Raw genomic sequence first — 22,151 nt, 5'->3', positions numbered from 1 at the left:
GCCGACCCTGTTAAGGCGCAACCCGCTTGGCGGCAAAGCCGGCCTCCGCGTCAATTGGTGACACCAGCCGCGAGGTCCGCCGTGATACCGGGATGAGCCGGTATTCAAGCCACACGACAGCACGATGCCTCCTGGCGCGGGTGTCCCCAGGAACCAGGGGGGCGAAAAAACGTTTCTGGCACGGACCTTGCGGCCCTTGACAGGGCGCGCGCGTCTCGCCAAGTGATGCCTAGAGCGCGGGCCACTCCGCGCCAGAACCCCGCAAAATGGCGGAAATGCGTGCTTATGCGCCCGCGTCCAAGGTTTTTGCCGTGTCCGGAGGGGCCAAAGTCCCGGCCGGGGCCGAGCTTATAGGCCATGCTTAATTGACGATTAAGGGTGTGCCCGTTAATCGCTTCTGGGTTCTGCCCGCCTCGCGAGGGGCCCAGGGGACATGCTGAGACGGATCTGCCGTCTCCATCATCAGACCGGCGCGCCCGAAGGGCCTCGCGCCCGCGGAGAGACGTGAATGGCAACCAAGACCGCTCAAGCCCAAGAACAAGAGACCGAGACCCAGTCCCAGGACGGCCCTGTCCTCGATATGTCTGATGCGGCCGTCAAGAAGCTGATCAAGACCGCCAAGCAGCGGGGCTTTGTCACCTATGACGAGCTGAACGAGGTTCTGCCCTCAGAAGAAGTGTCCTCCGAGCAAATCGAGGATACCATGTCCATGCTCTCCGATATGGGCATCAACGTGATCGATTCAGACGACGCTGAAGAGGCTGCCGAAGGCGAAGGCGCCGCAGGCAAGGCCGTGGTCGCGCCGCAGGCGGTTGCTAAGCCGGCCACCACCACGCGCGAACCCGCCGAGCGCACGGACGATCCTGTGCGCATGTATCTGCGCGAGATGGGCACCGTGGAGCTGCTCTCCCGCGAAGGCGAGATCGCCATCGCCAAGCGCATCGAGGCCGGCCGCGAGGCGATGATTGCAGGCCTCTGCGAAAGCCCGCTGACCTTCCAGGCCATCATCATCTGGCGTGACGAGCTGAACGAAGGCAAGATTTTGCTCCGCGACATCATCGACCTCGAAGCCACCTATCAGGGTCCCGACGCCAAGCAGGTCCCCTCCCAGCCGTTGCCGGGCGAGGAGCCCGAAGAGGGCAAGGACGGCGAGGCCAAAGACGGCGCGACGAAGGACGGCGCGGCCAACGACAACGCCAAAGAGGGCGGCAAGGACGGCGAAGAGGAGTCCGAAGGGCGCGAAGAAGAGGATGACGACGACGACATGGAGAACGCGCTTTCGCTCGCCGCCATGGAGGCCGAGCTGAAGCCGCAAGTCCTGGAGACCTTCGACCTCGTCGCCACCAACTACAAGAAGCTCCGCCGCCTGCAGGACCAGCAAGTGGAGAAGGCGCTGAAGAACGACAGCCTCTCCTCCGGCCAGGAGCGCCGCTACAGGGGCCTCAAGGACGACATCGTCACGGAAGTCAAATCGCTCCAGCTCAATAACAACCGTATCGAGAGCCTGGTCGAGACGCTCTACCACATCAACCGCAAGCTGCTCGGCTCCGAGGGGCGCCTGCTGCGCCTGGCCGAAGGCTATGGCGTCAAGCGCGAGGACTTCCTCGGCGAATATCAGGGCAACGAGCTCGACCCGAACTGGCTTCGTAGAGTTGGCCGCCTCAAGAAAAAGGGCTGGGCCGATTTCATCAAGGACGAGCGCGGCCAGGTCAAAGAGCTCCGCTCCGGCATTCACCAGCTCGCCGCCGAGACGGGCCTGCAGATCGCCGAGTTCCGCCGCATCGTCTCCATCGTGCAGAAGGGCGAGCGCGAGGCGCGCCAGGCCAAGAAGGAGATGGTCGAGGCGAACCTGCGCCTGGTGATCTCCATCGCCAAGAAATACACCAATCGCGGCCTGCAATTCCTCGACCTCATCCAGGAAGGCAATATCGGCCTGATGAAGGCGGTCGATAAGTTCGAATACCGCCGCGGCTACAAGTTCTCCACCTACGCCACCTGGTGGATCCGCCAGGCGATCACCCGCTCGATCGCCGACCAGGCGCGTACCATCCGCATCCCCGTGCACATGATCGAGACCATCAACAAGATCGTGCGCACCTCGCGCCAGATGTTGCATGAGATCGGCCGCGAGCCGACGCCCGAAGAGCTCGCCGAGAAGCTGGCAATGCCGCTGGAGAAGGTGCGCAAGGTCCTCAAGATCGCCAAGGAGCCCATCAGCCTCGAGACGCCCATCGGCGACGAAGAGGATAGCTATCTCGGCGATTTCATCGAGGACAAGAACGCGGTGCTGCCCATCGACGCCGCGATCCAGTCGAACTTGCGCGAGACCACGACCCGTGTGCTGGCCTCACTCACGCCGCGCGAAGAGCGCGTGCTGCGCATGCGCTTCGGCATCGGCATGAACACCGACCACACGCTCGAAGAGGTCGGCCAGCAGTTCTCGGTCACCCGCGAACGCATCCGCCAGATCGAGGCCAAGGCGCTGCGCAAGCTGAAGCACCCGAGCCGCTCGCGGAAGCTGCGGAGTTTTCTGGATAACTAAGCTTCACGGAGAGCCAGCCGAAAGCCGGCGTCTCGAAGTGGGACCACGGGCGATGTCTTGCGCCTAAGGCGTCACCTGCCGAGATAACGGCGCTCCAGATGGGCCTTGAAATGGCGCGGGTCCAACGGCTCGCCCGTCACCTCGGTCAGCAGCTCCCGCGCGGTCTTGAGCTGCCCGCGCCCGTGGATCTCCCGGCGCAGCCACCCCACCAGCGGCCCGAACTCGCCCGCTTCGATCTGCGCCTCCAGACCCGGGAGGGCTTTGCCCGCGGCGGCGAACCATTGCGCCGCCATCAAGGCGCCCAGCGTATAGGTGGGAAAGTAGCCGAACAGCCCGGAAAACCAGTGCACGTCCTGCATGCAGCCGTCCTTGAAATTGCCCTCCGTCGACTGCCCGAGAGAACGCGTCATGCGCGCGTTCCAGGCGTCCGGAATGTCGGCCACGGCGAGCGCGCCGGCCACAAGCGCCCGCTCCAGCTCGAAGCGCAGGATGATGTGCAAGGGATAGGTGAGCTCGTCGGCGTCGACGCGGATAAGCCCGCAGGCGACCCGGATCGCGCGCGCATGGAGATTATCCGCGGACCATGCCGCGTCGCCCTGGCGCCCGCCGAGATGCTGGCGGATATGCGGGCCCGCGAAGCCCATGAAGGCGCGCCCGCGCGACACCTGCATCTCCACGAACAGAGACTGGCTCTCATGCACCGCGGCCCCAAGGCAGTCGCCGACCGGTTGCCGGCGCCACTCGGCCGGCAGGCCCTGCTGGTAGAGCGCGTGCCCGGTCTCGTGCAGCACCGCCATGAGAGATTCCAGGAAATCGTCTTCGCTGTAGCGGGTGGTGATGCGCGTATCGTCGGGCACGCCGCCGCAAAACGGGTGATGGCTGACGTCGAGCCGCCCGCGTTCGAAGTCGAACTGAAGCGCGCGCATCATCTCTTCGCCGAGCTTGCGTTGATGGGCGTCCGGGAACGGACCCGGCAGCGGCAAGGGCTCGGGCTGCTGGCCGAGAACGCGGTCGATCATGCCGGGGAGAAAGCCTTTCAGTTCGTCGAACAGGCGCGCCACGTCGGCTTCGCGCGTGCCCTCCTCGTACATGTCGAGCAGCGCGTCGTACGGCGAAAGCTTGAGCGTGTCGCCCAGCGCCGCGGCTTCCTCGCGCGCCAGCCGCAACACCTCCGAAAGGGGACTCACGACCGCGGTCCAGTCGTTCTCGGCCCGCGCCACCCGCCAGATCTGCTCGCAACGGGTCGCGGCAATCTGCATGGCGTGCACCAGCGCCTCAGGCAGCGCCACGGTGCGCGTATGCATGCGCCGCATGGCGCGCAGATTCGCACGCTGCCATGCGTCGAGCTGGGCGGAACGGCCTTCCGCTTCATCCAGCAGGCCGCCGACTTGAGGCGCGGTCAGCGTCCGGTGCGCGAGGCTCGCGAGCGCGGCCAACGCCTCGCCGCGGGCAGGCCCCCCGCCGCGCGGCATCATCACCGCCTCGTCCCAATAGAGCATGGCTTGCGCATGGGAGATCTGGTGAAGCTCCGCGAAGCGCGTCTCGAGGTGTTCGTAAGGCGACACGGCCATTTACGTCCTGTTGTGGGAGGTGCGCGCTCAGCCGCGCTCGCTATCCGTATCGACCAGCTTGATATCGTTCAGCTCGCTCCTGAGCCAGCGCACTTCGTGCTCGAGGAACTCGATACGCTTCCTGAGCGCCAGAAAGGCCCAGAATGCGGTAGCTGCAACGATCAAGATGGCGATGTTTTGGGCGACGTCCATGGGTCTCAAGTCCTTGGGTCTTGGGGTTCTTGGCTTTTTTGCGCGCATCTGCCTGAGAGGCGTCCCGGCAATGTCGCACAAGAGCCAAGAGGGAGGATAGGCGCGCGCTACTGCTGAGTTGAGCCATGTCCCCACGGTGCTAGAAATGCTCGTGTCTTCTCCCATGCGCCGTGGTCGAAAAAGTCGAGATGACCGCCTTGGGGGAATACTTCGATGTGCTTGGGCTCGTTGGCGGCACGATAGACCCGTTGGCCCAAGTCCACCGGGATCACCGCATCCTGCGCGCCGTGGAGGATCAGAAGCGGGACCGTGACCGAGCCAATAGCGCGCTCGACGTTATATTGGTCGGTAATCAGTAAGCCGAGCGGCAGCCAGAAATAGATGGGCCGCGCCACGTCGATCGTCGAGGTGAGCGGTGCTTCGAGCACGACCGCGGCGACCGGCTTTTCGGCCGCCAGACGCACCGCCTGACCTGAACCCAGCGACTCGCCGTAAAGGACGATACTGTCTGCCGGCGCCCCGAGGCCTATCAGATGATCGTACGCCGCGCGCGCATCGGCGACATTGTGCTCTTCTGTGGGCGTCCCGCCCGAGCCGCCATAGCCGCGGTTGTTCAGGTAGAAAACACCAAACCCGTCGTCTTGGATCGTTCTGATCCGGGGCGTGCGATTGGCGGCGTTGGCACCATTGCCATGGAAATAAAGGAGCGTCGGCTTGCCGTCCTTCGCCGGCGCATACCAGGCAACCAGCGTCGTACCGTCTTCGGCCGCAATCTCCACCTCCTCGATGCCGTCCAAGCCAGCCGCCGCCGGCGCAACGCGGGTCGCATCGGGGAAATACATGAACCAGCGATGGCCGAAGAGCGCCAACAGGCAAAACGCCACGTAGACCGCGATGAGCCACGCAATGATTTCCATGTGTTTCTGCTGGTCTTTCTTCACACCGGGTAAGATATCAAGGCTTAAGACAGATAGGCGAGCGCATCCGCCAGATCGAGGCCAATGCGGTGCGTAAGCTCAAGCACCCGAGCCGCTCGCGGAAGCTGCGGTCCTTCCTGGCTAATCAAGCCAGCCTTTAGTCCCCGGTCATTCTGAGGCCCCCGAACCAGTCTTTAGGCGGTGCGTGATGCTCGCAGTGCCTGCCCCAGGCGGCCCTTCCAACCCCTGGAGTGTACAATGCGCGCGCGGTGGTGACCGCCCCTGATAAAAGCGTGCCATGGCGATGGTTGGCCAGGATGTATACGAAGAACTGGCGCATGAGAGCAGGAAACGCCCAATTGGACCCCCGGGACAAGCCCGGGGGTGACGAAGCCTGCTCTAGTCACCCTAAAAAGCGCTTACCAGTCGCGGATAGCCTCGCGGCGCAGCTGACGGCGCGCGTAACCGCGTGCGCGCGGATATCCATAGCGCGAGTAGCGGTGGCCATAGCCGTAGCGCCGAGAGCCGTAACGCGGATAGGCGTAGCCGCCGCGGACCGCGCCGTAGCAATAGGTGACACAGCAGCAGCCGTAGCCATAGCCGGCCCAATAGCCTCCGGCGGACGCCTTGGACGGTGCGAACATCGCCAGGGCGAGAACGAAGGTGCAAGCGGCAATTGCCAAAGATCGTTTCATCATTAGCTCCTTTCGGCCCGCCGCCTTCAAGGAGAAGCCCCAACTTGGGGGGAAACGTTGGGGCTTCTGATGGGGGACCTTGTGATCAAGGGCGTGTCACCGCTGAGGCGACACAATGCGATGCTAGTCGCAACGCCTGATCACCCAGCAGGAGCCGGGGTTAAGGTTAGCCGGTAACGCTTTGGGCGGGCGCGCTTTACCAGGAATCGCTGTGCTTGGCGGCTTCCGTCTCGATCTCGGCGCCAAGGCGGCGTGCGTCCGCATCGTCCCAGTTCGGGGGCGCGGTGACTGCAGACCATGCCTCGATGTAGTCAGCCACCGCGTAGTTGTGACCACGTCCTGGCGGCACGACCGCAGCAAACATCATATCGATCCCGACCTGCAACGCGGTGACAATTGGGAACCACTGCAGTAGCGGCGACACGTCGTCGGCCCGCGGAGAACTCATCCATTGGGGCTGTCGGTAAAACATTCCTTCTTCGAAGAAGACAATCGCGTCGCTTGGATAGACAACATACACGACGCGCACGCGGCCCCAGTCGGCCTCGTTTTGCGCGGCGCCGTCGCCGTGACCAATCACGCGAAAGTTCGAGCCGCCCTCGAAGATTGGCCGCCACGCGGGCGAGTCTTCGTCGCGATCACGCTGGATCGTGCGCCAGATCGGGTTGCGAAAGGGTGGGCCCGCCCAGACCGCCCCATCGAACCCATCCCCCAGCCAGGCATGTACAGGTAGCGAGGCTTCCGATCCGAGCGAACCGAGGCTGAGACCAAACAGATAGAGTTTCGGGCGGTTGGCCTCCGGAAGTTTGCTCCAATAGTTGTAAATGGCCCTGAACACGGCGGCTGCAGACGCCTGCGAGCGTCCGGGCTCAAGGATCAACGACAGGGGGCTTTGGAGATAGGAGTACTGAACGGCGACTGTCGCGACATCTCCGTCATGCATGTATTCCAGTGGCGCGATGCCATTATTGTCGACCCACCCCGTGCCTGTGGGCGTCACGATGACCAACAATGACCGGGAGAAAGCGCCCATTTGGATTAGATCGGCGAGGGCCAACTCAGCCTGCTCCTCGGGCGAATCCGCCGAGCGGAGCCCTGCATAGACGCGGATCGGCTCAAGTGCTGCGCGACGGCTGAATTCCTCGATATCTGCCTTCCTCGGTCCTTCTGTAACGAACCGCTTGCCGGCTCGACCGAGATCCTGCCACGCGATTTGAGATCCGGGACCACCTGATCTCGTGGCCTCCCTTGGTACTGATGCACCCGGCGGATTGGTGACATCCACCAGCGCTTGAGCGCGGTCAATTGCGCCTATGATGGCGCTAACCAGCGTGCCATTCACCAACGTCACCAGGAGCACCGCGAAGATCACGGCACCGAGCAGCGCAGCGATCCTCCTCGGCATCCAACGATAGACGAGGGATGACGTAGCTCGGGTCCCCCCGATCAACAAGCGCGCGAGAAGCATCAGAAGCAGCGCAAAGATGGCCGCGACAAAGATCACTTGCAGGAGGTTTGCGGTTTCCGTCGGCGGCATATTCAAACGGGCGCGGACTTCGTCCTGCCACGCGGCGGCTTGCGGAATATAGATGGCGGCAGCAATCGCGCAGGCCACTGCCAGAGCGATGTTCGCTGCCCGCCACCATGACCGCGGCACTTCCGGTAGCTCGAGATAGCGCCACAATGTCACGCAGCCGTACCCGATGGCATAGCCAATGAAGAAGGCCAAGCCGCCGAGTAGGCCCTGAAAAATCGGCGGCCGTGGAACCAAAGAAGGAGTGAAGGTAAGGACGAAAAACAGCAGACCGAGAAAAACCCCGGTCAAGGACGGCAGCCACCAAGGGGGCGCCTGAGTTTCTTTGGTAGAGCCTATCCTTTCGATCATGCTTTGGAGTTTTTCGAAGCTGGACAACTATGGCAAGAGCCCAGAAGCGATTGACTGACGCGCCGGGCGACCAAGTCGGCTTCTGGCGCCGAGCCAAAAACTTATCCCCGGACCTCGCCACACCCCCATAATCCGCCCATCCCTCGTTCATGAGGGCGCGAGCTGCAGACCGTCTGCTCAAGTAGGGTCGCCCTCAACTAGGTCCAAGGCCGGTAGGGCAAACAGAAGAGGCCGGTCGCGCAAACAAAACCCCGGGGCCGGCGACGAACATGCGTGACTGCTCCCTCTCCCTGAAAGGGGGAGGGCTGTGGTGGGAGTCAATGGGTGACTCTCCGCTCCTAACCGCAGCGGTGGCAATAGCGCGTGCAGCGGCCGCGGTAGCAGCGCCGGTGGCAATGGCGCACCGCGCGGCAATGGGCCGGCGTCACGATCCTTGTGGACTGGATCTGGTCCAGCTGCGCCGGGCTCATATTGGCGGCGCTGCCCGGTTGCGGGGCGAGCGCGGTGAGCACAAGGGCGCTAGCGAGGGCGAGACTGGCGAAGACGATCGATCTATAGCGCATACGATCCTCCCGTTATTGGTGCCCGCGCGTCGAAAGCGGCGCGGGCCTTGACGCCAGATTATCACGCCGATCGGCGTGCGCTCGCCTTGATCCCGCTCAAATGCGCTCAAGTTGGACCGCATGCCGACTTGGGATGGCGTGCTAGACTGGCCAGCAATGTTGGACGCGCGGAAGGATCGGAGCAACGATGTTTGAAGATCCGCTGTTTTGGCTGCTGGTCGGGCCGGGCCTGGCGCTCGGGCTTTATGCGCAAGCCCGCATCAAGGCGAACGTCACCAAATATTCGCAAGTGCCGACGCGGGACGGCATCACGGGCGCGGAAGTGGCGCGGCGGCTTTTGGATGCGAAGGGACTGCAGGACGTCAAGGTGGAGACCACCGAAGGCGTGCTGTCCGATCACTACGACCCGCGCGCCAAGGTCTTGCGCCTCAGCCAGGAGGTCTATTACACGCCGTCCGTCGCCGCCGCCGGCATCGCCGCCCATGAGACGGGCCACGCGCTCCAGGATGCGCGGGACTATTTCCCCATGGAGCTGCGCACCTACATCGTGCCGGTGGTGCAGCTCGCCTCGCAAGCCGCGCCTTGGGCCTTTGTCGGTGGGCTGATGCTGCAATGGGACGTGCTGACCTGGATTGGCGTCATCCTGTTCGGCGCCTCCTTCGTCTTCGCGCTGTTGACCTTGCCCGTGGAGTTCAACGCCTCCGCCCGCGCCAAGGAGCTGCTCATGAGCCACGGCATTATCGGCAAGAAGGAGCTGGAGGGCGTCGACAAGGTGCTGGACGCGGCGGCCTGGACCTATGTGGCGGCGGCGGTCTCGGCCATCGGCGTCTGGCTGTTCTACGTGTTCATGCTGATCGGCCGCGGCCGCAGCGCGTCGGCGCGCTAAAACGCGCTCAAGTAGCGCGAAGCGCGGTAGCGCATAGAAGAAGCGCGGTAGCGCAAAGAAGATGACGAAGACGTGAGAGGCCACGCCCCGATCCCGCCATAGGCGAGGGTGATAGAGTGGGCTTAAGGAGCCCAGATCATGACCGATACCGCAATACCCACCGACGACGCCTCGGGCGCGATCGCACTCGACGAGGCCTGCGTCTCCGGCGAAATCGCCGATGCGATCATCGCTTCGGGCCTGACCGACCGGCCCGTGGGCGATCTCGTGGAGACGGTCATGGGGCGGCTGGTGGCGGCCGGCGTGCCCTTGGAGCGCATGATGGTCGGCTTCCGCATCCTGCATCCGCTGTTCGACGGCATGTCCATCACCTGGACCAAGGATAGCGGCGTCGACGTCGAATATTTTCAGGCGCTCAATGAGGGCAACCCTGAGTTCACGCTGAGCCCGTTCTACTGGATGATCACGCAAGGCGTGGAGGAGCTGCCCTTGCAGCTCAATCGCGACGAATTGGTCGACAAGTTCCCGCTGCTGCAGCGCCTGCGCGGGGAAGGCTTCACCGGCTACTTCGCGCGCGTGGTGTCGTTCGGGGAAAAGCCAATGACCGTGGACACCACGGACGGGCTGGCGCTCTCCTGGTCGACCAAGACGCCGTCCGGATTCTCGGAGCGCGACATCAACGTCATGCAGCAGATCCTAGCGCCGCTGTCCTTGGCCTTGCGCGTCGTCATCAAGGATCAGATCACCAAGAATGCGCTGAATGCGTTTCACGGGCCGCTGGTCGGCGAGCGCATCCTGTCGGGCACCATCAAGCGCGGCGACGGCGAACGGCTGACCGCGGCGCTGTGGTATTCGGACTTGCGCAATTCAACGGGGCTGGCCGATCAGCTCCCCGTGGAAGCGTTTCTCGACCTGCTGAATGTGTATTTCGATTGCGCCGCCGGCGCCGTCATGGAAGAGGGCGGCCAGGTGCTCGACATTGTGGGCGATGCCATCCTGGCGTTCTTCCCCGCCGAGGCGGGCGACGAGGAGGTAGCTTGCACGGCCGCTTTGCGCGCGGCGGCGTCCGCGCAAGATCGTCTCGCGGCGGCGAAGACGAAGGCCTGCCCGCGCGCGGCGGAGATTGCCTTCGGGGTTGGGGTGCATTTCGGCGACGTGGTGTTCGGCAATGCCGGTACGCGCGAGCGCCTGAAGTTCGGCGTCATCGGCCGCACGGTGAACGAGGTCGCGCGCACGCAAGACATGTCGAAGCTGCTCGGCCAACCCATCGTGGCGACGGACGACGTGGTGACGCGCACCTCCACGGGGCTCGGCTTCCGCCTGCACGATCTCGGTCCGCACGATCTGCGCGGCGTACCCACCGCGAAGCGGCTCTGGGCGTTGCACGCTGGTGAGCCCGCCAAGGCCGCTGGTTAGACGGTGACTAGACGAGGGCCTCGCCGAACGTGAGCAAGAAACGCTTCCGAACAGAACGGCGGTGAGGGCGAACGAGACGATTTCCGGCATACGGCTCGGCGTATACGAGATCACGGCCCCGCCGAAGCGGGATCCCTGATTGGTCATGAGTGTGCCTCCCTGCGACAGGTTCGGTCCGGTGGCTTCCGCAGCCCCGAACTCTTCTAGCGGTGACCTATGACAGACCCGGCTGAAGATTTTGGTGGGTGGAACCCGCGCAATTTTCCTAAAAATCGAGAGGTCAGCACATTGGCCCGCATCGCCAGGCGGGGGGTCATAGGGGACTGCGCGGGAATGTTGCATTGCGACAACCGGGTGCTTGCCCTATATCCAAGAGTGAGAAACGGCCCTTTTCCGGGCCGGCTGGGTAACCAGGGGCGGATTACGTGTTCCTAACAATGCTGAAAGCGAAGCTGCACCGGGCCACGGTGACCGGCGCGGACATGCACTATGAGGGGTCGATCGGCATCGACCGCGACCTTTTGGACGAGTCCGGCATCCTGCCCCATGAGCAGGTGGATGTGCTGAACATCAACACCGGCGCGCGCTTCACCACCTATGCCATCGAGGCGCCGCGCGGCTCTGCCGCCATCGCCGTGAATGGCGCCGCGGCGCGCCTGGTGCAAAAGGGCGACAAGGTGATCATCGTCGCCTATTGCCAGATCCCGGCCGAAGAGGCGCGCAACTACCACCCGAATGTCGTCGTGCTGGGCGAGGGGAACGAAGTCGTGGCGACGCCGTAAGGTCCCGCACGACCAATCACTACAGTCCGAACGGATAGGTCTCGTCGGGCCCATGGGGATGGGCCTGCGGCCGCGCATCCACCGCGTTCGTTTCCGTGAACCAGACCCATGCATCGAACTGCCGCGACAGTTCCGCCTGGAAGTAGTGAGACAGTAGCTCCGTCTCCGGACGATAGATCACGCCGATGGCCCTCTCGAGAAGCGGCTCGGCCAGCGCCTCGCGCACGCTGTCTTTCTGTCCGGTGCCCGTCTCCAGGAAGAAAGCATCGATGCCCGCCTCGCGCGAGCGGCCTTCATAGGAATCGTCGCGGGCGGGGCGAACGCGTTTGACCTCCATCGGCTCATCCCAATTGGATGCCGCGGCGACGGTGCCCCGATCAGTGCCGAAGCCGATCAGCGCGCATTGGTCGGCAAACCGCGCGCGGGCGAGCTGGCCGATATTGTGTTCGCCGCGCACTTGGCCCATCTCGGTGAACATCGCATTGCCGATATGAGAGTTGTGCGCCCAGACCACGGCTTTGGAATCGGAACCGCGATGGGCCAGCACCCGTTCCAGCGTGTCGAACATGTGCTCGTCGCGCAGGTTCCATGACCTCGCGCCGCCGTAATACATGATGCGGTAATACAGCTCGGCTGCCATCACGATGCGCGCATTCTGCTCCGCATCGAAGAAAGCATCGCCGTCTTTTGCAAGATAGTCGAGCCGGTTCTTCAACAGATCGACCAGCGCTTTCGTTACGGGTGTTTCGCAGACCGCAAAGCCGCGCGACATCGCCATGTGGCCATAGCGGGCGGGTTCGGTCCGGAAGGGGGCGAGGCAGCCGTACCGTTCGCGCGCGATCCGTGCGGCGTCCGGGTCGACCCCATCCAGGTAGTTGAGTACCGCTTCGATGGACGACGCCATGCTGTAGACGTCGAGGCCGTAGAAGCCGGCGCGCTTGTCCGGATCGGCAATGGTCTCGTTGATCGCTTCGAGGCGCGCGAGGAAGTCGCGCACCTGCCCGTTCCGCCACATCCAGGCGGGAAAGCGCGAAAACGCCTCGGTCGGCACCGCGGGCCGGGGCAGGCCGCGCACGAGCGCGTCGTAAACGGTGGCATCGGGCCAATCTGCCTCCACCGCCACGACGTTGAACCCGTGCTTCCGGACCAGCATCTCGGTGATGCGCGCGCGCGCATCATAGAACTCTGCCGTACCGTGTGTCGCCTCGCCGAGCAGGACGACACGGCGGTTGGCGAAGCGCTCGGCGAGAGTGGCAAGCTCGTCGAGATCGCCGAAAGGCTCGGCCGCGTCGGCGATGACATGGCTCAGATTTGTGCGGACGACCTTGGCGTGCTGGGAGGGGATGAGCAGGCCGTTCGCGTAGCCCGTCGTGGCCGAGTCGATCTTGGTCGGCGCCTTCGCCGTCTCCGGTGCGCCCCAGCCTTCCTCGCCGATCAGCGGCACGAAGGTCACCGCGCCATGGTCTTCTTGTTCGAACGTGTCCTCGCCGGTGCGCCGCACCAGCATTAATGTCTGGTGTATGTCGCGGCCGACAGGGATCACCAGGCGCCCGCCGACGGCGAGTTGCTGCTTCAATGTCTCGGGGATTTTCGGCCCGCCGGCGGAGACCATGATGGCGTCGAACGGGGCCGCCTCCGTCCAGCCCTTGGTGCCGTCGGCGCAGATGATCTCCACGTTGTCATAGCCGAGCTTCGCTTCGCGGGCTTGGGCCAGTCTCGCAAGCTCCTCGTGCCGCTCGATGGCATAGACCTTATCGGCAATGCGCCCCATCACCGCCGCCGCATAGCCGGACCCGGCGCCGACCTCGAGCACATTATCGCCGGGCCTCAGTTCGGCCAGCTCGACCATGCGGGCAACGATATAAGGCTGGGAGATAGTCTGCCCGGCCTCGATCGGGAGCGGCGCGTCTTCGTAGGCGAACTCGGCCAAAGGCTCCGACACGAAAGCCTCGCGTGGGACCTCGCCCATGGCCCGAAGCACTTGGGGATCGGTAATACCGCGCGCCCCAAGATGACGCGCGACCATGAAAGCTCGATCGCGCGCGAGGCGGTCGTTCTCCTCGGGATGTTTCGCATCTGCTGCCGTCATAGGTGCAATCCCTAGCAGCCGGGGCGAGGGGGTGCCTTGATCTCGATCAGCCGGGCAAGGCCCCGCTAGCGTAGTTCCCAAGTCATCCGCACCCGCACCTGAATGGTCGTCGTGCCGGCCTCGATGGGCACCGCTCTGGCCTCCGCCATGGGAGCCGCGGCCGCTGCGAAGCGCGGTGAGACCACGCCGCTCTCTTCGGTGATGGTCAAGACGGGCCCGAGCTCCACGCCCGCTGCTTCCGCGTAGAGCTTGGCATTGGCGATCGCATTCTTCACCGCTTGCTTGCGGGCCTCGTCCTTTAGCGGCTCCGGCTCCGATACGCCGAAATTGATGGAATTGATCTTGTTGGCGCCGAGGCTGACCACGGCGTCCAGAATCTTGCCGAGCTTCTTGGTGTCATGCACCGTGATGTGCACCTGGTTGCTGACGCGATAGCCCGTGATGAAGGCGGCGTAGCCCTGCTTCTTCTTCTCGTAGATTGGCGAGACGGAGAAATTCGTGGTCTGGATGTCCTTCGCCTTGATGCCGGCGGCCTTCAGCCCGTCCACCACTTTGGTCATCGCCTCGGTGTTCTTGGTCAGAGCATCCCGGGCTGTTTGGCCCTCCGAGGTGACGCCGGTGGTGATGTCCACCTTGTCTGGCGTGGTCTTCACCGCGCCGGTAGCGGAGAGCGACACGGTCCGCTTGTCCGACTCCTCGGCCTGTGCCGGGGACGTTACGAAGGAGAGAGCCGAGGCCAGAAGCGCGATGGCCGGGACGATCAGCTTCAGGCACGAGGCGAGGGGCGCGTCGGGAAGGGGCATCGTTTGGCATTTCCAGGTGAGAGGTGGCAGGAGCGGTGTTGGCGTTATGAGGAATCTGCTATGAGGCGGAATTGTGAGAGGCGTGTATCATCCCGAAAAGACAACAGATTTCGTCGGATGCGCACTGGGGGCCCGTAGCTCAATTGGTTAGAGCCGGCGGCTCATAACCGTCTGGTTGGAGGTTCGAGCCCTCCCGGGCCCACCAATCCAAAATTTTGGCATTGTATTCATTGGCGTTTTACGCCTTTCGCCCTCGCCGGATGGCTAGGTGAGGGAATAGATGTTCCCCCGGCGTTCGGTTTGTTGATGCTTTCGGCGGCCAGCCGCTTCCTGTTTGCGGTACGCGTGTAGTGAGCGGCCATCTTCGGGTCGGTCCAGCCGAACACCGCCATTAGTTGTGCTTCTGTCCCACCATTGTCCGCCATGCACGTTGCAGCCAGCTTTCGGACGCCGTGCGCCGATCCCGGAACGCCAGCGGCCTTGCAAGCGTCCCTGAATAGATTGCCGAAGCTCTCCTTTGTAAGCGGCCGGCCATTCTCGCCAACGATGAATGTCAGATCGCCGCATGGTTCCGCACCAAGCCCTCGGAATGAGCCCACCTGTGCCCGAGACGTTATTAGAGAAACCGCCGAACGGTGGTACAGCCCAAGGGGGCTAGACAGGGGTGTCGCCGAACCTTCCCATTGGAGCAAACACGGCACCGTGCTACTTTATCAAACCTTGTCTTTTGAGACCGTTATGAAGTTTAAGAGCGGGGGAGGGGGGGCGCTACGATGGCATTTCCGGCGGAGTTCGCTTGGCTCGAACTGGTTATTATTGCCGCTTTCGCGGTGTTCATATCCGATTTGATCGGTAATCTAGTTAGTTTCCAAAGTCGCGTCACGAACGCTTTAGTAACAGCGATAGTGTTCGCGGGTGTATTTTCGTTAACTATCTATTTGCGATACGGGACCGTGTTGTTGATGGAATGGGGATTTGCAATGATGCGTCCAGCTCCTTGAGGCGGTCATCTGATTGGGCTGGTAATTTGGTCAGGGATTTCTCTCTGGACCAGCTCGATCAGAAAGCAGCCGACAACGCTGAGGGGGGCGACGCCGAGAGATAGACGCCATGTGGTTGGCGCTAGCCTTAATAACCATCTAGGTTGGAACAACAATATGCTATTACCACCAGAATACGCTTGGTTCGGGTTGGTTTTTATGGGGTCGATATTCGTGTTCGTCTCCGACTTGGTTGGGAACACAATCAATTTCGAGAATCGCTTCGTCAACGCGTTGACAACTGCGATCGTGTTCTCGGTGCTTTTTGCGTTGTTTGTCTATTTTCGTTATGGGGGCGTGATGCTGACAAGTTGGGGTTTTGTGGTGATGACTAAGCCTTAGAAGGCAACTTTCGTTTGATAAGAATCTAGATCTTAAACCAGAGCGCTTCAGCCGAGCGCGAGGAGTCGGCCATGGCAAACAAACAGAGCTTCACACCAGCGGAGTGGTCCGAGATCTTGGAAAGCACAATGCTGGCAGGCATAGCGATTTCGGCTGCGGATCCAAGCGGTTTGTGGGGCACGCTTAAAGAGGCTTTAGCGACCAGGTCGGCTCTAGCCTCAGCGAAGGCTGTGGATTCCAGCGAGCTTATCAAGGCAGTCCTAGTTGATCTTGAAACGAGCGAAGGACAGTCCACCGTTCAGGAGGCAATGCGCAAGCACGTGACCGGCGCCAAGCCGACTGAGATCGTCCATAGATCGCTTGAAAGTCTGCGGGAGACGTCCGCAATCCTTGATGAAAAGGCGCCGGCTGAAGCAGCTGGCTTTAAGATCTTCCTGCTCGGCATTAGCCAAAAGGTGGCAGAGGCCTGCTCGGAGGGTGCCCTTCTCGGTTTCGGGGGCAAGAAAGTGAGTGATGCTGAAAAAGCCACTCTCGAGGATATCGCAAAATCCCTAGGAACATTCGCTTAGTTAGTCGCTATCGATCTCCCGGAGGAGCGGGAGGCACGGATCGCATCCTTTAAAGGCTAACTTTAGCAAGAAGACTAAGAGCGAGGGCCGTGTAGGGCCCTTGGGAGCAAAGTGGGGAAGGCATGAGTGTCAAAAATTTTCTGATTGTGTTGGTTCTTTGCGCTGTGGTCGGTGCGTTTACCGGCCTGTTGCTCGGCGGCTCGGTCGGTGATCTATACTTGGGAATCACAGCGGGGCTTTTGGCCACGGTTATCGCTTCCGCCGCTCGGAACCTTAAAATTCCTCAGCTTGCTGTCATCTACTCCGCCCTTGCCATTGAGCATGCGATTCCTGTGCGCGTGATCATCTACTCCGTCGTCGCCTCTATTATTGCTGGCGCGGCGGCAGTGGGGGTCGCCAGTGAGACTGACCTCAAATCTTCTATTATAGTCGGATCATTGGCCGGGCTCTTCGCGGGACTCCTAATGTTGATGCTGATCATAGTATCCGAAAAGCCCAACGGCGAAGAGCGCGCCTAGATCTGCGTTTCGTCGCCGATTAGCATCATCGGATGAGACCGAGCTCCTTCAAGCGCCTGTATGTACCGAAAACCTCATCCGCATTTGATCGACTGAAGGAATCACCTAACGTCAGTGCACAATGTATGCACTGCCGTGCTTTCTCCTTGGCTGTTGGCCTCGCCATTCAAGTCGAAGAGTCGGCTTGAAGCAGAGAATGCGGCACTCCGACATCAGTTGATTGTTTTGCGGCGTAAATTGCGCGGCCGGGTTCGGCTCACCAACAGTGATCGCTGGTTCTTTGTCCCGCTGTATCGATGGTTTCCATCCACTCTGCAGGTCCTGACGATCATCCAGCCCGAGACGCTTGTGCGTTGGCATCGGGCGGGCTTTCGCTGCTACTGGCGTTGGAAGTCGCGCTCACGGGGAGGGCGGCCGCAGATCGAATCTGACCTCCGTGCGTTGATCCGGCGGATGAGCATTGAGAACCCGCTTTGGGGAGCGCCGCGCATCCACGGCAAACTGCTCAAGCTCGGGTTTGAGGTCGCGCAATCGAGCGTCTCCAAGTACATGGTCAAGCGACGCGGACCACCAAGCCAGGGATGGCGCACCCGTCTGCGTAATCACGCGCCGGACATTGCCGCCATGGACTTGTTCATTGCTCCGACCGTTGGCATTGACCTGCTCTATGCCTTCGTCATCGTTCGGCTAGACCGCAGAGATCTCGTCTGGATCAACGTTACGACAAACCCGACAGCAGAATGGATTGCGCGTTAAATAACGGAGGCATTTCCTTGGGATGATGCCCCGCAATATCTCATCCGGGATCGGGATCAGATCTACGGCACCGTTTTCACACGCTGCTTGCGCGCCATGAGCATCCGGGACAGGCCTACTGCACCAGCCTCGCCTTGGCAGAATGGCTTTGCCGAACGGCTGATCGGCTCTATCCGGCGCGAGTGTGTCGACCATTTCATCATCTTGGGCGAGGCGCATCTGCGCCGAATCCTGCGAGCCTATACTCGCCATTACAACAATATCAGAACACACTGGTCGCTGGACAAAGATGCGCCCATCTCTCGCTCCGTTCAGCGGACCGAAGCTATTAGTTCACACGCGGTCCTTGGCGGACTTCGTCGCCACTACGTCCGAATTTAGGTTTTCGGTACAAACAGCTTGCCGTTGATGAGATCTTGCAGCTTTGGCTCAGCTGAGAAATACAGTGGCTGGAAGGGCACTCATTCTGCCGCTTGCATTCCGTTCGTCCCGACCTTTTTCGTTTCGCCAAGCTCGTTGAGAAGAGCTTGGGCATCCTTTAGATCTGCAGTCTCGAATCCTTCAGTGAACCAGGCGAGCACGTCGCTCAGCAGCTGGCGGGCGTCACCTACCTTACCCTGGCGCTGCCACAGTCGAGCAAGGCTCATTGCCGTGCGCAGTTCCAATGACTTCGCGTGCTGGCGACGAGCGATCTCAAGCGCGTTTTGGAAACAGGCCTCCGCTTCAGCCGGATCGCCGGGGGATTGAAGGAGCAGTAACTCTCCATTGAGCCGCTGCAGCTCCGCCTCGTAGTAATGCTCCCCAGTTTTCTCCACGAGGGACTGGGCTTCGGCCAGTACGGTGAGCCCTTCGTCTGGCTGCTCAAGTTTCTTGTGGGCCTCAATGAGCGACGTCAGCAGATGCGGCAGTTGAAACCCTGCGCCTGTCGTCCGGTAGCGTTCGAGCCCCTGACTTATATCCTTGATGCCCTCTTCAGCGTGTCCCTCGTTCACTAAAGCCCAACCACGCATGATCGGCCCCACGCCAAGCACGAGGGCAAATCCGTGTTCCGTTGCCATTTTGATGGCAACCTGGATCCGTTCGCGCAGCACTTCCCACTGACCTGTAAATTGACGCACGAGGCTGTCCCAATAGAGCGAACGGGCTTGCGTATATAGGTTGGCCACCTCCTTCGAGAGAGGCTGCGCTTCGTCGGCTCTCTTCAAAGCTTGATCAGGATAGCCGAGCAACCATAGCGTCCAAGCTAAATACTCTAAGCAACACACGCAGGGATCTAGGCCACCATATGTTGAACCCAGCCCTTTGTGTTGCTCCGGATCATAGGCGTTGATGGCTTTTTCGAGATGCTCGCGTGCAGAGAGCAGGTCACCGCAATAAAATGTGCTTAGTCCAGCTGCAAAGTCAGCCTCGAGGGCAAGGTCCGGATCGCCAGTGGTTTGCGCCACGCTGAGAATCTGTTTTGTCAGATCGCTTGCGGCCTCATGCTCGGCCCGCACCATGTGGTACATCCACAGACCCCAGAGGACTGGGAAAAGATGCGTTATATCCTTGAGTTCTTGGCAGAGCTCTCGGGCTCGGAGATATGCTTTGCCTACAGCTGGAGCCGCGTACCCCTTTGTTGCCATCAAGGCAGGTCCGAGACTGGTCTGCAAGGTCAGCTCTAGTCGGGCCCGTTCGGGCGTGTCCGGGAGAGTTAGTAGCACGCCCAGACCTTTCTCAAGGTGGCCTACCGCCTCCCGATCCGCAAAACGATTGACGGCCTGTTGGCCGGCTATTAGCCAGTACTCGACCGCAGCCTGGGGGGAATTCGCCTCGGTGTGGTGGTGAGCCAATAACTCCGGCTGGTTTTTCACTGCATCTGGAAACCGTGTTTCCAGAATGTCGGCCACCTGCCGGTGACATTGCTCTCGGGTTCGCTTGAGAATCGACTCATAAGCTGTGTCCTGTATGAGGGCGTGCTTGAAGATGTACTTTGCTCGTGGTGGGCGCCCCCGCTGATAGAGGAGCTCGGCTTCCACGAGCTGGCTTAACCCATCCTGCAAGCGGGCCTCGTCCATCGGCGCAATGGCCCTGAGCATGTCGTAGTCGAATTCGCGCCCAAGCACGGCGCCGAGTTGGGCCACTTCGCGCAGCTTCGGCAGCCGGTCAAGCCGGGCCGCGAGGGACTCCTGCAGGGTTGCCGGGATCGCGACTGACGAAAGCGGACCCGTGAGATCGTAGCGATTGGTCTCTTCCTGCAGCAAGCCGGATCCCAGGATCGCCTTGGTTATCTCCTCGGCGTACAGAGGTACTCCATCGCTCTTATCAACGACGTGCCGAACTACTTCAGCAGGGAGTGCCTTGCCGCTCGCGAGGCGAGTAATCATCGCCTCGACGTCTGGACCTTCAAGACGGCTTAGTGTGATCGGGGTCATGTGGGAACGAGTCGGCCACGGCGGAGTAAACTCCTGGCGGAATGTCATCACCATGAGTAGAGAAGCGGTGGCAGCCTCGTTTATGAGCAGACCAAGCAGCTCCAGCGTGGTCGGGTCCGCCCAGTGAAGATCATCCCACAATTGGAATATCGGCCGTCGCGCGGCTTCCTCGAGTGTCCAGGTAACCAGTGAGTCCAGGGTGCGTTGCTTTTGCTCTTGGGGCGTTAGGTTCAGCGGCGGATAGCGCCCCGCGGGTGGCTCCAGCGACATCAGCGCGGCAAAGAGCGGCACGACTTCCTTGGTGTCCCAGTCATAATTCGCGAGCATCTTCTCGAGCTTGGCTAGATACGTATACGGGGAATCGCTGGCTTCCCAGTGAGAGATCAGCTTTATGTGCTCAATCACCGGATAGAGCGCGCTATTGGTGTAGTATGGAGAAAAGCGGAAAGTGGCCCGGGAAAGCCCTTCTTTCTTAATCTCGGCACCCAACGTTTCGGCCAAGGCGGTTTTTCCGATGCCGGCCTGGCCGCTTATTAGCACTGCCTGACCGTGGCCGTCCTTGCTCTGCCCCCAGCGGCGCTCGAGCAGGCCGATCTCTTCGTCGCGACCGAACAGCTCGGTGCCGTCTGTGGCAACGCTCTCATCCACCGCGTCTTCGGCTTCTGTAACTCCGATCACACGCCATGAACGCATCGGCTCGGCTACGCCTTTGAGTTCAAGTGCGCCGAGGTCCTCACATCTGAACGTCGTTTCAACAAGCTCGTGTGTCGCGGCGCCAATTACTATTGTGTTCGGCTCTGCCATAGCCTGCAAGCGTGCAGCAATGTTTGGCGTTTCACCAACTACCGTAAGCTCTTCCGCGGATCCTTCCCCAATAGGTTCGCCCACTACGACGAGGCCCGTGGCGATGCCAACCCGCACAGCCAGCTTAAGGTCACTCGCGCACTCCGGCTCGAGGTCGGCCAACGCTTCTATAATGCCGAGACCGGATAATACAGCCCGCTCAGCCTCATTCTCGTGGGCCTTGGGATAGCCAAAATAGACGAGGATACCGTCTCCCATATACTTGGCGATGTAGCCGTCGAACTGAGCGATGACTTTGGCGCAGGACTCCTGGAATTCGCGTATGATCACCCCGAGATCTTCCGGGTCTAATCGCGTCGACAGCTCCGTCGATCCGACGAGATCGCAAAACATTATGGTCAACTGCCGACGCTCACCCTCAGCTGACGTGGTCTCGGCTGGCAGTGCACCCGGCGCCGGATGTTCGATCGCTTGTGGAAGCGCGCGCAATCCATCTGCATCGGATATGGGAAGGCGCTCGTGAACGGTGATCTCGATCTGCTCAGCCCAGATCAGAACCCCATCTTCATCCTCCACCGCACACCGTTTTGCGTGCACAAGTTCAAACTTTAAGTCTTCTAGGCTTTCATCATCCAGTTCGAAGAGCCGGACGAGCATACGGCAAGAAATGCGCTTCTCGCGATGGAGCAGCGCCGTCGCCAGCGTTAGTTGTTCAAGGAAGCCCATTGTTCGCTCGCCCATTGATCCTGCATGCTGCTCCAAGACCAATCCCAACACTAATACGATCTTAGCCTATCTACCACTTTTCTGTCCGTATTTTAACAGTAGCTAAGGCTTCCGAATTCATTCTGCTGCCTCTAAGCGCCAGAACAATGCTATAGAGTTAACGTATTAGCGCCATCTTATTGTTCAGGTAACTAAGTGCATGACGAACCTCAGACAATACGCCAAGGGGGTTGCGGTTGCCGTAACAGAGAAGTTCCGCGCCGCACCCGGCAACGCCGATCCGCAGGCTGTGGCAGATATCATCGAACACGCTCTGAAAGCGGCGGCACACAGCGAGGGAGAAGGCGAGGACCATCGGCTCGGTGAGGCGCAGGCTAACGCAAAGGAGCGGCTAGCGCAGCTGCTTAGTGCCTTGCCCGCCGTCATCTACAACTTCAGGGCAAGTGGCGCATTTTCACCTACGTTCGTCAGTGAAAACATCAAGCAGCTGCTTGGCTACCGCCCGGACGAGTATCTCAAGAATGCCGACTTCTGGCGCACCCGTGTCCATCCCAAGGACATTGATGCGGTGGAGGCTGAGCAGGCCAAGCTATTCGAGGCGGGCCAACATACAACTGAATACCGCTTCCGCAAGAGTGACG

Annotated in this window: 18 protein-coding genes, 1 tRNA gene and 1 pseudogene; 10 read left to right on the top strand and 10 right to left on the bottom strand. The window is 61.3% G+C overall.

The genetic code is table 11. The annotated features are described in order from the left end of the window. The first annotated feature begins 508 nt into the window (after positions 1–508). Positions 509–2,542: an RNA polymerase sigma factor RpoD gene (gene rpoD, locus ABY454_RS08710; protein ID WP_372929888.1), complete on the top strand. Its 2,034-nt coding sequence runs from the start codon at positions 509–511 to the stop codon at positions 2,540–2,542. 71 nt (positions 2,543–2,613) lie between these two features. On the opposite strand, the gene ABY454_RS08705 is transcribed toward rpoD, so the two are convergent. From ABY454_RS08705 to ABY454_RS08680, 6 genes are all read right to left on the bottom strand, one after another. Beyond that, positions 2,614–4,113, bottom strand: coding sequence for a carboxypeptidase M32 (locus tag ABY454_RS08705; RefSeq protein WP_372929886.1), 1,500 nt, complete (start codon positions 4,111–4,113; stop codon positions 2,614–2,616). A 27-nt stretch (positions 4,114–4,140) separates the two neighbouring features. Next, a complete protein-coding gene (locus ABY454_RS08700) occupies positions 4,141–4,305 on the bottom strand; it encodes a hypothetical protein (protein WP_372929884.1) in 165 nt (54 codons plus the stop codon). A gap of 107 nt (positions 4,306–4,412) precedes the next feature. Beyond that, the gene (locus ABY454_RS08695) at positions 4,413–5,222 is read right to left on the bottom strand and encodes an alpha/beta hydrolase (RefSeq protein WP_372929883.1); all 810 of its coding nucleotides are present in this window, start codon (positions 5,220–5,222) and stop codon (positions 4,413–4,415) included. Between the two features lie 419 nt (positions 5,223–5,641). Further along, entirely contained in the window at positions 5,642–5,917 is a 276-nt protein-coding gene (locus ABY454_RS08690) for a hypothetical protein (protein ID WP_372929882.1), read from the bottom strand. A gap of 196 nt (positions 5,918–6,113) precedes the next feature. Then, the gene (locus ABY454_RS08685; RefSeq protein ID WP_372929881.1) at positions 6,114–7,802 is read right to left on the bottom strand and encodes an alpha/beta hydrolase; all 1,689 of its coding nucleotides are present in this window, start codon (positions 7,800–7,802) and stop codon (positions 6,114–6,116) included. Between the two features lie 338 nt (positions 7,803–8,140). After that, on the bottom strand, positions 8,141–8,365 hold the full coding sequence (locus ABY454_RS08680) for a hypothetical protein (RefSeq protein WP_372929879.1): 225 nt from the start codon (positions 8,363–8,365) through the stop codon (positions 8,141–8,143). Between the two features lie 187 nt (positions 8,366–8,552). Between ABY454_RS08680 and ABY454_RS08675 the strand changes: the two genes are divergently transcribed. From ABY454_RS08675 to panD, 3 genes are all read left to right on the top strand, one after another. Continuing rightward, the gene (locus ABY454_RS08675; protein ID WP_372929877.1) at positions 8,553–9,251 is read left to right on the top strand and encodes a zinc metallopeptidase; all 699 of its coding nucleotides are present in this window, start codon (positions 8,553–8,555) and stop codon (positions 9,249–9,251) included. 138 nt (positions 9,252–9,389) lie between these two features. Beyond that, entirely contained in the window at positions 9,390–10,667 is a 1,278-nt protein-coding gene (locus tag ABY454_RS08670; protein WP_372929876.1) for an adenylate/guanylate cyclase domain-containing protein, read from the top strand. Positions 10,668–11,092: 425 nt separating this feature from the next. Further along, positions 11,093–11,449: an aspartate 1-decarboxylase gene (gene panD / locus ABY454_RS08665; RefSeq protein WP_372929875.1), complete on the top strand. Its 357-nt coding sequence runs from the start codon at positions 11,093–11,095 to the stop codon at positions 11,447–11,449. A gap of 19 nt (positions 11,450–11,468) precedes the next feature. Here panD and ABY454_RS08660 read toward each other — a convergent pair whose 3' ends face one another. Further along, the gene (locus ABY454_RS08660; RefSeq protein ID WP_372929873.1) at positions 11,469–13,538 is read right to left on the bottom strand and encodes a protein-L-isoaspartate(D-aspartate) O-methyltransferase; all 2,070 of its coding nucleotides are present in this window, start codon (positions 13,536–13,538) and stop codon (positions 11,469–11,471) included. A gap of 65 nt (positions 13,539–13,603) precedes the next feature. Beyond that, on the bottom strand, positions 13,604–14,341 hold the full coding sequence (locus ABY454_RS08655; RefSeq protein WP_372929871.1) for an SIMPL domain-containing protein: 738 nt from the start codon (positions 14,339–14,341) through the stop codon (positions 13,604–13,606). 128 nt (positions 14,342–14,469) lie between these two features. Between ABY454_RS08655 and ABY454_RS08650 the strand changes: the two genes are divergently transcribed. Next, positions 14,470–14,546: transfer RNA gene (locus tag ABY454_RS08650), tRNA-Ile, on the top strand. A gap of 22 nt (positions 14,547–14,568) precedes the next feature. Here ABY454_RS08650 and ABY454_RS08645 read toward each other — a convergent pair. Further along, positions 14,569–14,910 (bottom strand): annotated as a pseudogene (locus tag ABY454_RS08645) (tyrosine-type recombinase/integrase); the annotation flags it as partial. Positions 14,911–15,794: 884 nt separating this feature from the next. Between ABY454_RS08645 and ABY454_RS08640 the strand changes: the two are divergent. From ABY454_RS08640 to ABY454_RS08625, 4 genes are all read left to right on the top strand, one after another. After that, a complete protein-coding gene (locus ABY454_RS08640; protein WP_372929869.1) occupies positions 15,795–16,292 on the top strand; it encodes a hypothetical protein in 498 nt (165 codons plus the stop codon). 122 nt (positions 16,293–16,414) lie between these two features. Then, positions 16,415–16,810 carry a hypothetical protein gene (locus tag ABY454_RS08635; protein ID WP_372929867.1) on the top strand — a complete coding sequence of 132 codons (396 nt, stop codon included), beginning with the start codon at positions 16,415–16,417 and terminating at the stop codon, positions 16,808–16,810. Positions 16,811–16,945: 135 nt separating this feature from the next. Further along, on the top strand, positions 16,946–17,566 hold the full coding sequence (locus ABY454_RS08630; RefSeq protein ID WP_372929865.1) for a hypothetical protein: 621 nt from the start codon (positions 16,946–16,948) through the stop codon (positions 17,564–17,566). A gap of 96 nt (positions 17,567–17,662) precedes the next feature. Continuing rightward, on the top strand, positions 17,663–17,947 hold the full coding sequence (locus tag ABY454_RS08625) for an integrase core domain-containing protein (RefSeq protein WP_372929863.1): 285 nt from the start codon (positions 17,663–17,665) through the stop codon (positions 17,945–17,947). Positions 17,948–18,027: 80 nt separating this feature from the next. Here ABY454_RS08625 and ABY454_RS08620 read toward each other — a convergent pair whose 3' ends face one another. Further along, complete coding sequence (locus ABY454_RS08620) at positions 18,028–21,525, bottom strand: adenylate/guanylate cyclase domain-containing protein (protein ID WP_372929861.1); 3,498 nt, start codon at positions 21,523–21,525, stop codon at positions 18,028–18,030. Positions 21,526–21,709: 184 nt separating this feature from the next. Between ABY454_RS08620 and ABY454_RS08615 the strand changes: the two genes are divergently transcribed. Beyond that, positions 21,710–22,151 (top strand): PAS domain-containing protein (locus ABY454_RS08615; RefSeq protein WP_372929860.1); only part of this gene is annotated, 442 nt, incomplete at its 3' end.

Source organism: Methyloceanibacter sp. (assembly GCF_041573655.1).
Classification (GTDB): Bacteria; Pseudomonadota; Alphaproteobacteria; order Rhizobiales; family Methyloligellaceae; genus Methyloceanibacter.
This window is presented reverse-complemented; position numbering and strand designations above follow the sequence as displayed.

Excerpts from the sequence above, each read along its gene's own strand:
- ABY454_RS08680 (WP_372929879.1), bottom strand. The coding sequence starts at position 8,365 with ATGCGCTATAGATCGATCGTCTTCGCCAGTCTCGCCCTCGCTAGCGCC.
- ABY454_RS08655 (WP_372929871.1), bottom strand. The coding sequence starts at position 14,341 with ATGCCCCTTCCCGACGCGCCCCTCGCCTCGTGCCTGAAGCTGATCGTC.
- ABY454_RS08670 (WP_372929876.1), top strand. The coding sequence starts at position 9,390 with ATGACCGATACCGCAATACCCACCGACGACGCCTCGGGCGCGATCGCA.
- ABY454_RS08705 (WP_372929886.1), bottom strand. The coding sequence starts at position 4,113 with ATGGCCGTGTCGCCTTACGAACACCTCGAGACGCGCTTCGCGGAGCTT.
- ABY454_RS08700 (WP_372929884.1), bottom strand. The coding sequence starts at position 4,305 with ATGGACGTCGCCCAAAACATCGCCATCTTGATCGTTGCAGCTACCGCA.
- ABY454_RS08675 (WP_372929877.1), top strand. The coding sequence starts at position 8,553 with ATGTTTGAAGATCCGCTGTTTTGGCTGCTGGTCGGGCCGGGCCTGGCG.
- ABY454_RS08660 (WP_372929873.1), bottom strand. The coding sequence starts at position 13,538 with ATGACGGCAGCAGATGCGAAACATCCCGAGGAGAACGACCGCCTCGCG.
- ABY454_RS08625 (WP_372929863.1), top strand. The coding sequence starts at position 17,663 with ATGAGCATCCGGGACAGGCCTACTGCACCAGCCTCGCCTTGGCAGAAT.
- ABY454_RS08690 (WP_372929882.1), bottom strand. The coding sequence starts at position 5,917 with ATGAAACGATCTTTGGCAATTGCCGCTTGCACCTTCGTTCTCGCCCTG.
- rpoD (WP_372929888.1), top strand. The coding sequence starts at position 509 with ATGGCAACCAAGACCGCTCAAGCCCAAGAACAAGAGACCGAGACCCAG.
- ABY454_RS08685 (WP_372929881.1), bottom strand. The coding sequence starts at position 7,802 with ATGATCGAAAGGATAGGCTCTACCAAAGAAACTCAGGCGCCCCCTTGG.
- ABY454_RS08695 (WP_372929883.1), bottom strand. The coding sequence starts at position 5,222 with ATGGAAATCATTGCGTGGCTCATCGCGGTCTACGTGGCGTTTTGCCTG.
- ABY454_RS08620 (WP_372929861.1), bottom strand. The coding sequence starts at position 21,525 with ATGGGCGAGCGAACAATGGGCTTCCTTGAACAACTAACGCTGGCGACG.
- ABY454_RS08635 (WP_372929867.1), top strand. The coding sequence starts at position 16,415 with ATGAGTGTCAAAAATTTTCTGATTGTGTTGGTTCTTTGCGCTGTGGTC.
- ABY454_RS08640 (WP_372929869.1), top strand. The coding sequence starts at position 15,795 with ATGGCAAACAAACAGAGCTTCACACCAGCGGAGTGGTCCGAGATCTTG.